General features: G+C 51.2%; 14 protein-coding genes. 7 read left to right on the top strand and 7 right to left on the bottom strand.

The genetic code is table 11. The features are described from left to right. Window positions 1–9: 9 nt before the first annotated feature. Entirely contained in the window at window positions 10–1,761 is a 1,752-nt protein-coding gene (iorA, locus tag VGK02_03345; GenBank protein ID HEY3374081.1) for an indolepyruvate ferredoxin oxidoreductase subunit alpha, read from the bottom strand. A gap of 190 nt (window positions 1,762–1,951) precedes the next feature. Between iorA and VGK02_03340 the strand changes: the two genes are divergently transcribed. Then, window positions 1,952–2,215 (top strand): hypothetical protein, encoded by a 264-nt coding sequence (locus VGK02_03340; GenBank protein HEY3374080.1) that lies wholly within the window; start codon window positions 1,952–1,954, stop codon window positions 2,213–2,215. A gap of 95 nt (window positions 2,216–2,310) precedes the next feature. Here the strand turns inward: VGK02_03340 and VGK02_03335 are convergent, their stop codons facing one another. Together VGK02_03335 and VGK02_03330 are read right to left on the bottom strand one after the other, a co-directional pair. After that, window positions 2,311–2,823: an adenine phosphoribosyltransferase gene (locus VGK02_03335; GenBank protein ID HEY3374079.1), complete on the bottom strand. Its 513-nt coding sequence runs from the start codon at window positions 2,821–2,823 to the stop codon at window positions 2,311–2,313. Window positions 2,824–2,866: 43 nt separating this feature from the next. Next, window positions 2,867–3,850 carry a potassium channel protein gene (locus VGK02_03330; GenBank protein HEY3374078.1) on the bottom strand — a complete coding sequence of 328 codons (984 nt, stop codon included), beginning with the start codon at window positions 3,848–3,850 and terminating at the stop codon, window positions 2,867–2,869. Window positions 3,851–4,010: 160 nt separating this feature from the next. On the opposite strand from VGK02_03330, the gene lpdA reads away from it, so the two are divergent. The 6 genes from lpdA (at window position 4,011) to VGK02_03300 (ending at window position 9,846) form a co-directional block, all read left to right on the top strand. Next, complete coding sequence (lpdA, locus tag VGK02_03325; GenBank protein ID HEY3374077.1) at window positions 4,011–5,405, top strand: dihydrolipoyl dehydrogenase; 1,395 nt, start codon at window positions 4,011–4,013, stop codon at window positions 5,403–5,405. Between the two features lie 41 nt (window positions 5,406–5,446). Beyond that, window positions 5,447–6,607 (top strand): cysteine desulfurase family protein, encoded by a 1,161-nt coding sequence (locus VGK02_03320; GenBank protein HEY3374076.1) that lies wholly within the window; start codon window positions 5,447–5,449, stop codon window positions 6,605–6,607. A 262-nt stretch (window positions 6,608–6,869) separates the two neighbouring features. Further along, window positions 6,870–7,268: a metalloregulator ArsR/SmtB family transcription factor gene (locus tag VGK02_03315; protein HEY3374075.1), complete on the top strand. Its 399-nt coding sequence runs from the start codon at window positions 6,870–6,872 to the stop codon at window positions 7,266–7,268. A 14-nt stretch (window positions 7,269–7,282) separates the two neighbouring features. Beyond that, window positions 7,283–7,567: a heavy metal-associated domain-containing protein gene (locus VGK02_03310; GenBank protein ID HEY3374074.1), complete on the top strand. Its 285-nt coding sequence runs from the start codon at window positions 7,283–7,285 to the stop codon at window positions 7,565–7,567. Window positions 7,568–7,585: 18 nt separating this feature from the next. After that, entirely contained in the window at window positions 7,586–9,640 is a 2,055-nt protein-coding gene (locus VGK02_03305) for a heavy metal translocating P-type ATPase (GenBank protein HEY3374073.1), read from the top strand. Between the two features lie 11 nt (window positions 9,641–9,651). Next, window positions 9,652–9,846 carry a 4Fe-4S dicluster domain-containing protein gene (locus VGK02_03300; protein HEY3374072.1) on the top strand — a complete coding sequence of 65 codons (195 nt, stop codon included), beginning with the start codon at window positions 9,652–9,654 and terminating at the stop codon, window positions 9,844–9,846. Between the two features lie 23 nt (window positions 9,847–9,869). Here the strand turns inward: VGK02_03300 and VGK02_03295 are convergent, their stop codons facing one another. The 4 genes from VGK02_03295 to rseP form a co-directional block, all read right to left on the bottom strand. Continuing rightward, on the bottom strand, window positions 9,870–10,553 hold the full coding sequence (locus VGK02_03295; protein HEY3374071.1) for a glycosyltransferase family 2 protein: 684 nt from the start codon (window positions 10,551–10,553) through the stop codon (window positions 9,870–9,872). Continuing rightward, the gene (locus VGK02_03290; protein ID HEY3374070.1) at window positions 10,537–12,285 is read right to left on the bottom strand and encodes a proline--tRNA ligase; all 1,749 of its coding nucleotides are present in this window, start codon (window positions 12,283–12,285) and stop codon (window positions 10,537–10,539) included. Before VGK02_03290 ends, VGK02_03295 begins: the two co-directional genes overlap by 17 nt. Window positions 12,286–12,407: 122 nt before the next feature. After that, complete coding sequence (ispG, locus tag VGK02_03285; GenBank protein ID HEY3374069.1) at window positions 12,408–13,490, bottom strand: flavodoxin-dependent (E)-4-hydroxy-3-methylbut-2-enyl-diphosphate synthase; 1,083 nt, start codon at window positions 13,488–13,490, stop codon at window positions 12,408–12,410. A gap of 2 nt (window positions 13,491–13,492) precedes the next feature. Next, window positions 13,493–14,557, bottom strand: coding sequence for an RIP metalloprotease RseP (gene rseP / locus VGK02_03280; GenBank protein ID HEY3374068.1), 1,065 nt, complete (start codon window positions 14,555–14,557; stop codon window positions 13,493–13,495). Between the last annotated feature and the right edge of the window lie 7 nt (window positions 14,558–14,564).

Here is a 14,564-nt window from a genome sequence, read left to right as displayed (position 1 = left end):
TCGACCCCATTAAATCCCAGCTCCCTTGTCGGGCTGTGTATATTCCACTATCGCATCGCTTTTACATAATTGGGCGCAGACACCGCACCCGACGCAGCTTGCCGTATCTATAACGGCCCGTTCATCTTTCCAAGAAATTGAGGGGCAGCCGAGCCGCAAACACACCTTGCAGCCAATACAATTATCAGCGGTTACCATCAGTGGCCCATTTTTTGATCTTTCAACCAACAAACACGGCCGTTGTGAAATTATGACGGACGGCTCATCTTGGGCAATAGCCTCTTCTAGCGCCTGCCGTACTTCTTTGAGCTCGTATGGATCTATGACTTGCACCGACTCGATGCCGATAGCCCTCGTGAGCTGCTCGAAGTCGAGCGGTTTTGTATTTTCTCCCTGCAACTTAACGCCGGTGCCCGCATGACCTTGGCGGCCGGTCATCGCCGTCGTGCGATTATCGAGAATTATCGTAGTCGTCGGGTCTTGATTGTAGAACGTATTTATTAGCGGCGTTATACCGGAGTGCACAAAAGTTGAATCACCGATTACGGCCACTATATCTTTCCGGCCCGTCGCCTTGTGCATGCCCTCGGCGTTGCCGATGCTTGCTCCCATACAGATACAGCTATCCATAGCATTAAGCGGCGGCATAACGCCCAGCGTATAGCACCCGATATCACCATTTACAATAAGCTTCATACGGCTAAGTGTGTAGAATACGCCCCTGTGCGGACAGCCGGGGCACAGCATTGGCGGTCGCTGCGGCATCTCTTCAGTTTTTACATCCTCAACCGGCGCTTCGATCTCTTCTTCATTGAGCGCTTCACGAATAATCTCGGTGTTGAGCTCGCCGATTCCCGGAATATAGTTTCGGCCTTCAACAGTTAAACCCCAGCCTCTAATCTGGTCCTCTATATACGGGTCGAGCTCTTCTACTACTATGGCCCGCTCAACATGGTCTATAAAATCGGTTATCATCCGTTTCGGCAGCGGATTTATCATAGCGATTTTCAGAACCGATGCTTCTGGAAATGTTTCGCGTACATATTGATATGAAATACCGCTCGTTATAAAGCCGATTTGCCGGTCGCCCCACTCGACGCGGTTTCCGGGGAACTCCTCGGCGTAATCTGCGAGCGCAGCCATTCTACTCTCAACGACTTCGCGGCGTTTCTGGGCGTGCGCCGGTACCATGACGTATTTTTGGGGGTCTTTCTCGTAGGACGGCTCTTTTTGCACACGCTCGTCGCTGGCGTCGACCAATGATTTGGAATGGTTCACCCTGGTTGTTGTGCGCAATAGTACCGGCGTGTCGAAGCGCTCACTAATTGTAAAGGCTTTTTCGATAAGCCAAGCGGCTTCACTGCTGTCACTTGGCTCAAGCATCGGTATTTTTGCCGCTTTCGCATAGTGACGATTATCTTGCTCGTTTTGTGAACTATGCATGCCTGGGTCATCGGCTGTAATAACAACAATACCGCCGTTAACACCCGTATACGCTAGCGTAAAGAGCGGATCGGCGGCAACGTTTAATCCTACGTGCTTCATCGTTACGAGCGCTCTCGCACCCGCTAATGACGCGCCGATGCCAACCTCAAGCGCGACCTTTTCATTCGGCGCCCACGAGGCATCGACGTCTTCGTACTTAGCCAGCGATTCAAGGATCTCTGTGCTCGGCGTGCCGGGATATCCACACGCTACGGTTACTCCGGCAGCGTATGCACCATGAGCGATGGCTTCATTGCCTGTTAGCAGTACCTTCATACATTCACCTTTAATGCCTACAGCCGGTACGATTGTACCGGCAAGTTACCTTCTACACTGTTTAAAACGCCTTTTTTAATCTATATCATTTGCAACCCTAAAAAGCAACGGTAAGGGCTAGAGCTCGGGTATTTAAAACACGAATTTATGGGTACGTTTCATATTTGGATACTGTAAAGGAGGTGAAATCATGGCTGCTACGTATAACCTCGATAATATTATTGATAATCTGAATTATCCGGTGAACGGCTCTCAGATTGTCAGAGTACTGAATGAGAACAACTTCCCGCAAGAATTTATGCAAGAATTTGAACCAATGATTAAGAGCGAACAATTCGATTCAAGAACCACACTTCATGAATGGCTCTCCGATCACTTGACGACGCATATGGCGGGCTTGCTTGGCGGCGCATCAGTTCATGACCTTATTAGTAAGGCGAAGAAAACAGCGTAAACAGGTGTTCTGTTTAGCACGAGCTATATGCGCGGGTATCAAAAAGCCCCTCAAATGAGGGGCTTTTCTATTTTGCTCTTAGTGCTCGTTGTTCCTTAGTACGTGATGAGTGAGAATACCTCATATTCGCCGATTTTTTCACGTCCGTTTAAGAACCCAAGCTCGATAAGAAATGCCATGCCTACCACGGTGCCGCCTAGTTGCTCGACCAGCTGAGCTTTCGCAGATACGGTCCCGCCGGTCGCGATGAGGTCGTCTGCGATTAGAACTCTGTCGCCCGGCTTTATTGCATCCTCGTGCATCTCAAGACAATCGGTTCCATACTCAAGCTCGTATTCCGCTCTGCATGTTTTATACGGCAGCTTCCCGGGCTTTCGAGCCGGGATAAAGCCTGCCCCAAGCCTATACGCCAGAGCACTTGCAAAGATAAAACCTCGTGCCTCCGCACCAAGGACAACATCGATCCGCTCGCCGTCATAGTGCTCGGCCATGCTATCGATTGCGTACTTGAAGCCATCTTTATCGGCGAGAAGTGGGGTTATGTCTTTAAACACGATCCCCTCTTTTGGCCAATCGGGAATATCACGAATATATGATTTCAGATCCACAGCAACCTCCCGCATACTAGATTTACACTTGTAATCTAGCATATTAGATGATATTTTGCACGGCCTCGAGCTGGTTTTGCGTGCCGAGTACCACAATATGGTCGCCGGACTCAATAGTTGTATCCGGAGACGGGTTCGTGTTGAACTCGCCGGTCGTTCTCTTTATCGCAAGAACGAGCGCGCCGGTTTTTTGCCTGACGTCGGCATCGGCAAGCGACTTGCCTTTTATCGTCGAGCTCGGGCTTACAACGTATTCTTCTAGGCGGTATTGCAAACCGTCCCCAAAGGTAACGACATCGAGGTAATCGGATACGAGCGGGCGAAGCATAATCGATGCCATCCGGCGACCGCCGATGAACGCCGGTGATACAACCCTGTTCGCGCCCGCATGAATCAGCTTTTCGCGGGATTCCTCAAGAATGCTCCGCGCGACGATGTTGATACCGGGGTTAAGCACGCGCGCGGTCAAGGTTACGAATACGTTGTCGGCATCATTATCTACTGCTGCAATGAGGCCTTTAGCACGCTCGACGCCTGCCTTGATAAGCACTTCGTCGCTCGATGCGTCGCCTTCTATACAATAGTAGCCATAAGATCTCGCGCTTTCCACGCGTTCGTGATTATTCTCGATGATGACAAAGTCTGCGCTAGAGGTGCTGAGTTCCTCGGCTACATTAGCGCCGACTTTTCCAAATCCGCATAAAATATAATGTTCTTTTTGTTTCTTAATTTCTCGTTCCACTCTTCTCTCCGCTAATAGTCCGGTTAAATGTCCTTCTATCATAAATTCAGTAATTGATATCAGAAGGTAAAACGCTGTTCCAGTTCCTGCTAGGGCAAGGATCATCGTAAAGTATTGCCCTACGACGCTCAATGAACGTACTTCCCTAAACCCAACAGTGGTGATCGTGATGATGGTCATATAGATGGCATCAGTAAAGCTCCAGCCTAGAACGACCATGTATCCAACGATCCCCAACACGACAACAGACACGAATAGCGCAAAGGTAAGCCATAATCGTCGCATCAGATCCAAGCTATTTCAACCCCTCCTTTTGTGAGCTTACTATACTGTTATCGGCTTTCTTTATTATTTCTGTTAGCGCCCGAGATCAACCTTTTCGACTATAGCGCATTCATCACGGGTAAAACTATGATAGTTGTTTTCTTTATCGAAGGAGCATGGTATGGAACGATATGAAATCGCGATTATCGGTGCCGGCCCCGCCGGATATGTTGGCGCAATCAGAGCGGCGCGTACGGGCGTGCCGGTCTGCCTTATCGAAGAAGGTCGTTTCGGTGGAGTTTGCCTCAATACCGGCTGTATTCCAACAAAAACGCTTATTGCCTCATCAAGGGTGCTGCGGCACGCCTACCGGGCATCCGAATTCGGTATCCAAATTGACGGCTCGATCGCCTTAGACACAAAGAGGTTAATAGAGCGTAAAGACAAGGTGGTTGAAATCGAGCGTCAAGGAATCATGCGTCTTGTTGAAGCGAACGGCGCAACGCTTATTCAGGGGCATGCTCGCTTCATAGATACGCATACGCTGCGCATTACGGGCCCGGACGACATCAAGGATATTCGGGCAAATAATATTATTATTGCAACCGGTTCCACCCCGAAGGCTCTTCCGTTTCTTCCGTTCGACGGCGTTCGAGTGTTTTCTAGCGATGACGTCCTCAGATTAACAAAATTCCCAAAATCACTTCTGATTATCGGTGGGGGCTATATCGGCTGCGAGTTTTCTTCCATGCTGAGACCATTCGGCGTCGAGCTCACTATTATTGAAGCAATGGATAGGCTCATACCGAATGTCGATACGGATATCGCCGATATTTTAGCCCGCGAATTCAAGAAAGATGATATCAAAGTGCGAACGGGTGTAAAAATAACCGGCGCTAAGGTTAACGATACGGTAACCGTACGCTTAGGTGACGGAAGCGAGGCTACGGCGGACACGGCCCTTGTCTCGATAGGCCGCCGCCCTTTAATCTCAGGGCTTGGGCTTGATGATATTGGGGTCATTATGAAACCTGACGGCTCAATAATAGTCGATAGCCATATGATGACCAACGTTCCCGGCGTTTTTGCCGTCGGCGACGTCATCGGCAACCCGATGCTCGCGCATGTTGCCTCGGCGGAATGCAGTGTCGCAGTAGCAAACGCACTCGGCAACCAGCTGATTATGGATTATACTGTAATTCCGGGAACCATTTATACTAACCCGGAAATTGGCACTATCGGTCTGACCGAGGCGCACGCAAGAAGTATGGGGATGGACGTTCGTGCGGGCGTTATGGAGTTTAGAAAGCTTGGAATTTCCCACGCTATCGGAGAGATTTCCGGAATGGCTAAGATTGTGGCCGATGCGGTTTCAGACGCGATTTTAGGGGCTCACGTAATCGGCGATCGGGCTGCCGATATCATCCACGAAGTCGCTGTAGCGATGCTCCAAGGAATGACGGCATCTGCCTTAAGCAGGGTTATTCACGCGCATCCAACGGCCTCGGAAGTAATTATGGAGGCGTCGCAGGATGTTCAAGGGCGGGCAATTTACACGCAGCGGAAAGCTGCATAATACTCGTAATAGTACTGAAGAGCGTAACGTGGGGTGAGTAAATGGATCTAATCAAGCCTATTTATGCGGATTATAATGCGACAACACCAGTAGACCCTGCGGTCTCCGCCGAGATGATACCGTGTTTGACTGAGATATTCGGTAATCCCTCGAGCAACCATTACTACGGCCGCTTGGCTAAGGAAGCCGTTGACCGTGCACGGCGGCAAGTTGCCGACTCTATCGGATGTACCCCCCGCGAAATCATCTTTACAAGCGGCGGCACGGAATCGAACAATATGGCGATTGTCGGCTCTGCTTTTGCGAACCGGCACCATGGCAACCACATCATCACCGATGTCGTCGAGCATCCGGCGGTCTTGCAGCCGTGTAAATACTTGGAGCGGCAGGGCTTTCGGGTTACATATCTGCCGGTCGACAGCTACGGAATGGTTTCAGTCGACGATGTAAAGAACGCCATTACCGATGACACCATCCTCATTACAATCATGCATGCAAACAACGAGGTGGGCACGATCGAGCCTATCGCTGAAGTCGGAGAGCTGGCAAAAGAGCTAGGTGTCAACTTCCACACCGACGCGGCGCAGAGTCTCGGCAAGATACCGGTCAATGTGGACGACCTGGCGGTTGATCTGCTCACCATCGCCGGACATAAAGTATATGCGCCTAAAGGAATCGGGGCACTCTACATACGCGAAGGTACCGAAATCCACCCGATCATCCGGGGTGCGTCGCAAGAGTTCGGTCTGCGCGCCGGCACTGAGGCCGTTGCGTCAATGGTAGCGCTTGGGAAAGCCGTCCAGATTGCCACAGAATCGCTCGAGATGGTTTTCTCTACCGTACGGCAGCTTAGAGAGCGGTTGTATGAGTTGATTATTATGGATGCACCGGCCGTTCGCTTTAACGGCCACCCGACAGAACACCTTCCGAATACGCTTAACATTGCATTTCCGGGCGTCACCGGTCCTGATTTACTGGGGCAAACTCCCGAGGTTGCCGCGTCCCCTGGCTCCGCATGCCACGCCGCGTCGTGCGAACCATCGCCGGTGCTTAAAGCTATGGGTGTTGAAGAGGCTTTTGCTATCGGTTCAATTCGTTTGAGTCTCGGAAGATGGTCCCGCGAAGATGAAATCGATGAAATTGCCGAACTGCTGACCGCGCGTTACGAGCGAATGCTAGCCGGTCACGTTCATACAGTGTAGTCTTCAATTTTCATGTCCAACAAATCGACGTGCAGCATTCTCCCGCGAAGCAGGGTCCTTTTTAGAAGCTCTTCGCACACTTCCGCTGCTTCAATAAAATTCAACCAGCCAATAGTGAGCTAACTTTACGACATTGCTGTGCCGCACTGCGATTTTCTTTCGGTTGGATAATCTTTTTCGCTACGTGTGTTGGTCTTTTCATCCGATACTATATATTATATTATTATATCTGAACACATGTTCATATAAGATGGAGGTTGCTATGGCGTTTGATGACCTTTGTGCCGAATCAGTTATCGATGTGCGGAAAGTAGAGCGTATTAAGAGTTCGCTTATAGGTGACCGGCCGATAGATAGGCTGGCGGATACATTTAAGGTTCTCTCCGACCCGACACGCGTTAAGATCGTGTTTTCGCTTCTACAAGGCGAACTATGCGTCTGTGAAATCGCCGAAGTTGTCGGTGCCAGCCAATCGGCCGTCTCTCACCAGCTTCGCAAACTCAAAGATGCGCGGCTCGTTAAACGCAGAAAAGCATCCAAGATGGTGTATTACTCTCTCGACGATGCTCATATTATCCGGCTGCTTACCGAATGCATGCACCACGTCCAGGAAGAGTTTCACGAGCCCGCATCAATGCCGATCCTTGAAAACCTTACGTGATTGAAGTGATAGATATGGACACGAAGAGCATTAAATCAGGAAACATAATTGAAGAAACCGTCCCGATATGCGGGCTGGATTGCCCTGATTGCGCGCTTAAAGTTGAAAAAGCGATTGGGAAAATGCCGGGCGTAAGAGCCGCATCCGTCAACTTTACCGCGTCTAACCTACACGTAGAATACGATGCCAGCAGAAACTCGCGTGAGGCAATCTTCTCTAAAGTCGAGGATTTCGGCTATGAAGTGGGCGCCCCTGAGAATATTCGTACTTCCGTATTTCGGCTTCGAGGGCTCGACTGACCCGACTGTGCCCAAAAACTGCAACGCAAAGTTGCAGGGCTCGAAGGCGTGTCCTCGGCCGAAGTTACATTTGAAACCGGCAAACTCACCGTATCGTTTAGTGATGAAGTTATTTCTCCAACAGATATAATAAACGCCGTAGGGGCCGGCGGTTATACGGCGGAACTTGAGGGTGTTAGAAAAATATCCGAACCGAAAAGGTCGTTCTGGCTTACGGATAAACGCGCGATCACTGTTTTAATGGCGGCGATTCCGCTCGCGCTAGGTGCGCTCCTACAGCTATTTACCGGCCTCTTTGGCATTAGTATAGTTCTTCTTGTTGCGGCAACAGCTATAGCGGGCTACAAGCCCGCACACAGCGCTGTTTCTTCTCTCCGGTCCTTTGTATTCGATATGAACGTATTAATGACGGTCGCCGTAATTGGCGCGTTTTTCCTCGGTCAGTGGCTCGAAGCAGCAACGGTTATGTTCCTCTACGCCGTCGGCACCATGCTCGAGGCGTTCACGATGGATAAAACCCGTCATGCGATTCACCGGTTGCTTGAAATCGCCCCAAGCGAGGCAACGGTCAAGGTCGGCGACGCCACGCGCGTTGTGCCTACGGACATGGTGCAGGTCGGCGACATCGTTGTTGTTAAACCGGGCGAACGCATCCCTATAGACGGTACTGTTATGCTCGGGCGTTCATCGGTGAATCAGTCTACGGTCACGGGGGAGTCGCTTCCCGTCGTAAAAGATGTAGGCGACCCTGTGTTTGCCGGCACGCTCAATAATGAAGGATACCTTGAAATAGCCTCGACGCGGCGCTCAAGTGATTCGACGCTTTCCCATATCATCCGACTGATCGAAGATGCCCAAACGAAAAAAGCACCGGCCCAGCAATTCATTAACCGGTTTTCGATATACTACACGCCGGTCGTGATCGGTATTGCCATCGCCGTCGCGGTTATTCCCCCGCTCTTCGGACAGCCGTTTTCGACGTGGTTCTATCGTTCGCTCGTCTTGCTGGTTATATCGTGCCCGTGCGCACTGGTTATCTCGACGCCCGTTTCAATCGCATCTGCAATCGGGGCCGCGTCGCGCAACGGTGTGCTCATTAAAGGTGGCGCATACCTTGAAACCGCCGCGACCGTGTCGGCGATAGTTTTCGATAAAACCGGCACGCTCACTTCCGGGCACCTAAGCGTTACCGATGTGGTTTCGCTAAACAGCTATAGCGAGGACGAGCTTATCGCTGTTATCGCCGCAATCGAGGCACGCTCCGGCCACCCGCTTGCCGATGCAGTTGTTGAATATGCTCGCGATCGCGACATTACATACACCGAACCGCAAAGCTTTGAGTCTATGCCCGGCCGAGGCCTCAAGGCCCAGCTCGATTCAACCTCGTACTATATTGGAAACCCCCGGCTGTTCAGCGAACTTAGTATTACCGACCCGGCTGCGACCCCGCTCGTTTCGGCGATGCAGCATGAAGGAAAAACGGTGTTCATGTTGGGCACCGAGGATTGCCTGCTCGGTATCATGGCGGTTGCCGATAAGCTGAGACACGATGCCCGTCTTGCGGTTCACAAGCTTCACGATGCCGGCGTAAAGCATATCGTTATGCTGACCGGCGACAACACCGAAACAGCGAAGGAAATTGCAGCACAAGCAGGCATATCGGAGTTTCGCGCAGAGTTGCTGCCCGAGGATAAGGTAAATGCACTGGAGACCATCTCGAAGCAATACGGCCGGGTTGTTATGGTCGGCGACGGTGTTAACGACGCACCTGCGATCTCGCGGGCCGACGTGGGCATCGCGATGGGTGCGATTGGCTCGGACGTGGCGCTTGAGACCGCTGATATCGCCCTTATGGGTGATGAGCTTATTAATATACCGTATGTCATACGGCTAAGCCGACGGGCGCTCCGCATTATCAAGCAAAACGTCTTCGCCTCGGTCGCAGTTAAGCTTGCCTTTATTGTGCTCGCGGTCGCGGGTATGGCAACATTGTGGATGGCGGTTTTCGCCGATACCGGTATCTCTATCCTTGTTATTTTGAACGGAATGCGGCTCTTTTCCCGCAAGATTTAGGGGTGATCGAAATGAAACTAGCGGTTGTTGATTTTAAAATATGCAATCAATGCGTTAAATGTACGGCGCGCAAATCATGCCCGACAAAAGCTCTTTTTCAGGTAGATTCGGAAGAGCCCGCTTCGGTGGATACCAAGCTTTGCTACGGCTGCGGTAAATGTATATCGGAATGCCCGTACAGCGCACTATCGGTAAAAGAGCTCTAAAGTCATATTGCAAGCGATTTATGCTACAGCTTAGGCTTCCTCGCTGGCTTTCGCGCAACTACCTGGCGTACGATATCCCAATACATACGCATTCTCGCGCGTTGGCCATCGACAAAACCGAGCTTCTCTTCTTTCATTACCTGAGAAGCATCTGCCAGCAATATTTCCTCAACCTTGTATTTGTTGCGTTTAGCGTGCTGCGTGATAGCAATTTCAACACCAAAGCCCGTTTCGCTGAGATCGTGCAATCCTTCTAAAAACGATCTCTTAACCGCACGCTGCCCGGATATCATCGGCACGATTGCCTGCGCTAAATCGGTAGACAACCTTCCGCCCGCAAACTTACCGACGGTCATCATAAGCTCACTGTCTTTTAGCAGCGGCTGCACGAGGTCTTCGATATGCTGCGGCGTCATGCCGATCAGATCAGCATCTATGAAGAGAAGAATATCCGACTCTTGAGCAGCCTCGATTCCCGTCTGCATGGCGGCGCCTTTGCCGCCGTTTTCCCGCCGATCGTGTACGGCCACACCGAACGACCGTGCGGCTGATGATGTATTATCACTGGAACCATCATTAACGACGATTACTTCGTCGATTATGGGCACGGTTTTTAGTACGGACAGAACCGTCCCGATACGTTCTTCCTCGTTATACGCCGGTACGATAGCCGTTATTTTATTGATTGTTTTATGATTCGTTTCCAAATCTATCTGCCCCAACCTCGATTTCTTTGTGCATCTGTTCTACCAACGCTGCCACATTTTCTACTACGTTTTCGATCGGGTATTCAAGCCGCTCTCCGGTAGCACGTATCTTTACTTCGGCGTTACCGCTCTTGAGCGTACGCGCACCGATTACAACTTGAACCGGAATTCCGATGAGATCGGCATCGGCGAACTTCTTCCCCGCCGATTCGACCCTATCGTCGATTACTACCTCGACTCCGCTCTCGCCAAGCTGCTCGTAGATTCTATCGGCGAGCTCTTGCTGATCGGTCTTATCGTAGTTGAGAACAACGACCTCAACCTCATACGGGGCTATACTGATCGGCCAGATAATACCGCTTTCGTCGTGGTTTTGTTCGATTGCCGCCGCGACCGTTCGGCTCACGCCGATACCGTATGAACCCATGATGTACGGTTTCTGCCGCCCTTCCTCGTCGGTGAAGGTAGCATCCATCGCCTCACTATATTTTGTTCCGAGCTGGAAGATATGCCCGACCTCGATCCCCTTGACGCCGATTAAACTGCCGTCGCATCCCGGGCACGCGTCGCCGGTTTTTACGATTTTTACATCGAACCATTCATCGACCTGGAAATCCTCGCCGATGTTTACGTTTGTAAGATGTGCGTTTTCTTTGTTCGCACCTACGACAAAGTTGCGCATTACCGATATCTCGTTATCGGCGATCAGTTTAATACCTTTGAGGCCGGCCGGGCCGACGTATCCTTGTATCAGTTCAGGATAATCCTGCCATTCCATACCCGCAAGCAGGCGAAAATCGGTTGTCCCAAGCGCTTTTCCAAGCTTCTCTTCGTTGACATCGCGGTCGCCGCGGATGAGCACCGCCACAACCTCGCCACCGCTTTTATATATGAGCGTTTTTACCAGCTTGTCTGAAGGAATACCGAGGAATGTTGAGACTTCCTCGATACTCTTCTGCCCCGGCGTACTTACAACTTCAGCCTTCTTTATCTCTTCTGTTGACGGTTCCGCAAGCTTTGTTGTTGCGACATCCTGACTTGCGGCGTAATCGCATGAATCGCAGTAAAAGATCGTATCCTCTCCCGAATCGGCGAGCACCATGAATTCCTGCGAAACCTTACCGCCGATAAGCCCCGATGACGCATCAACCGCCCTAAAATCGAGCCCGCATCGTGCGAACGTACGGCTGTAAGCCGAATACATGTTTTTATACACACACCGCAGATCTTCCATGTCTCTACCGAAGCTGTAAGCGTCTTTCATAATGAACTCGCGCCCGCGCATCAAACCGAAGCGAGGCCTGATCTCGTCGCGAAATTTTACCTGTATTTGATAGAGCGTGAGCGGCAGCTGCCGGTACGAGCGAACTTCGTCCTTAACCAAGGCGGTGACGAGCTCCTCGTGTGTGGGGCCGAGCGCAAACTCGCGCCCGTTGCGGTCTTCAAGGCGCATCATCTCGGGACCGTACTGGAACCAGCGCCCGCTTTGCTTCCAGATATCCGCGGGCTGCAGCGCCGACATCAGAATCTCCTGCGCCGCTATTCGATCCATTTCTTCCCGGATAATATTTTCAATTTTTTTAAGCGTACGGTATCCCAGCGGTAAAAACGTGTAGATACCGGCCGCGACTTTTCGTATCAAACCGGCGCGCAAGAGCAGCTTGTGGCTGATAACTTCAGCCTCAGCCGGGCTTTCTTTAAGCGTCGGTGCAAATAATATGGAAAACCTCATGAATATCCCCCTGAAAAACGGCTACTATGCATACATCGCTTACTATTCTAGCATAATATACAAAAGCGGCATGCACGTGCCGCGTTGTTACGAGTTATATTTCATTGCCAATGCGCGTTGTCTTACTCGGCTTCCAGACCTTCTTCCTTTTCTTTTACGTCGCTGATGAGCAGTTCGATCTCGCCCATAAGTTCTTCGACCATGTCTTCAGCAGCGACCTTGCGCACTGCCTTGCCGTTCTTAAAAAGAACGCCCTCGCGCTTTCCGCCGGCAATACCGATATCAGCCTCACGAGCCTCACCGGGCCCGTTGACGGCACATCCCATGATGGCAACTTTAATCGGCGCCTTAATTGTCACCAACCGCTTTTCGATCTCGTTTACAACAGGAATTACGTCGATATCGCACCGGCCGCACGTCGGGCAAGATATAATTTCCGGCCCTCGCGAACGAAGCTCAAGCGCCTGCAATATCTGGTACGCTACGTGTATTTCATGTACGGGATCGGCTGATAACGACACGCGCATGGTGTCGCCGATACCGTCGGCCAGCAGCGCCCCAAGCCCGACCGATGACTTTATTGTGCCCGATGATAAGCTGCCGGATTCGGTAATACCCAGGTGCAGAGGATAATCCGTTTTCTCCGACAACATGCGGTACGCCTTAATCGAATTGTTTACGGATGATGATTTCACCGAAAGCACGATGTTGTGAAACCGCATGCTCTCGCAAAACTCTACATATTCTATGCAGCTTTTAACCAGCGCAGCAGCAGCATCGGGCTCTTTATTGTATTTAGGATGGAGCGACCCGGAGTTTACGCCCACGCGGATTGCTACATCATGCTCTTTCGCTTTCTCGATAACTTTGGCGAAGTTCTCGAGACCGCCGATATTGCCCGGGTTGATGCGAATTTTATCGACGCCCGCTTCAATTGCGCCGACAGCATATTCCCAATGAAAATGGATGTCGGCGATGAGCGGGGTGCTTATTTCCTTCTTGATTTTCGCCAGCGCCGCGATGTCTGCACGCGTAGGTACTGCAACGCGGATAAGCTCGCAGCCGACGGCTTCAAGCTCCCTTATCTGCTCGACCGTTGCGGCAACATCTTCGGTTTTCTTATTGGTCATCGATTGAACGGCGACGGGGTTACCGCCGCCGATTATTACATCACCGATGCTAACAGTTCGTGTTAAGCGCTTCACCTTTACCCACCACCCGGGAACGGTGTCCCCGCTACAATCTTAGCTATATCCGCATATACGAAATAGACCATGAGCGCGAGTAACAGCGCCATGCCGATGGCATTGACCGCATAAACCAGCTTCTGGTTCACCGGGCCGCGTTTTATGCCCTCGATGCCCAGAATTGCGAGCCGCCCGCCGTCGAGCGGAGGAATCGGAAGCAGATTGACGATACCGATATTCACGCTGATTATCGCCATGAACCATATGAACTGCCAGAAACTTTCCTGCGCGATTTTGGCGGATTCGGACACGATACGTACCGGCCCGGCGCTGTCTTTTACCAACAACCCAAGATTCGTCGTAATTACCGTGTACAGCGTGACCACCATAAATTTTACGATAAGCCATGTTGTGACCAGCCCTTGCCATGCCGCCGCAAACGGATTGAGCTGCTTGAATCCTATGCTGATACCTAAGAATCCTTTACCGTTTTTCTTATCGAGAGTCGGTAATAATGTGAGCGTTTTGCCGTTGCGGTCGACTACAATGGTGACCTGTTTGCCGGGTTTGCTCTTCAAACCGCTTACCAAGCCGTTCCATGTCTTTACTTTCTTACCGTCCACCGAGATAACTCTATCGCCTTCCTTAAGACCGACTTTCTGCGCCGGCGAAGATTTCGAAACCCGGCCGAGGATATTGCTCCCCCCAGAGGCTGGATCTTTCGGCATACCCTGGAACATAAGCATAACAGCGACCAGCACCACGCACAGAATAATATTCATAAGCGGTCCCGCAACCATGATGATCGCTTTTTTCCAGCGCGGCTGGGTATCATACTTACGCTCCGGGGGCGTATTTCTGTCCTCTTCATCCTCTTCTGTTTGCAGCTCGGATTCGACGCCCGCAAACCTAACGTAGCCGCCGAACGGCAGAGCCGTTACGCCGTACTCGGTTTCACCCCATTTGAGCGAGAGGACTCGCGGGCCCGGTAGGCCGAACATGAATTCCCTTACTTTAAGTCCCATCAATTTACCGGCGGTAAAATGACCGAACTCATGTATGAAGATTATGAGACCTAATCCAATGATAGCA

Source organism: Candidatus Aquicultor sp., from assembly GCA_036504445.1.
In the GTDB taxonomy this organism is placed as follows: domain Bacteria; phylum Actinomycetota; class Aquicultoria; order Aquicultorales; family Aquicultoraceae; genus DASXVE01.
This window is presented reverse-complemented; position numbering and strand designations above follow the sequence as displayed.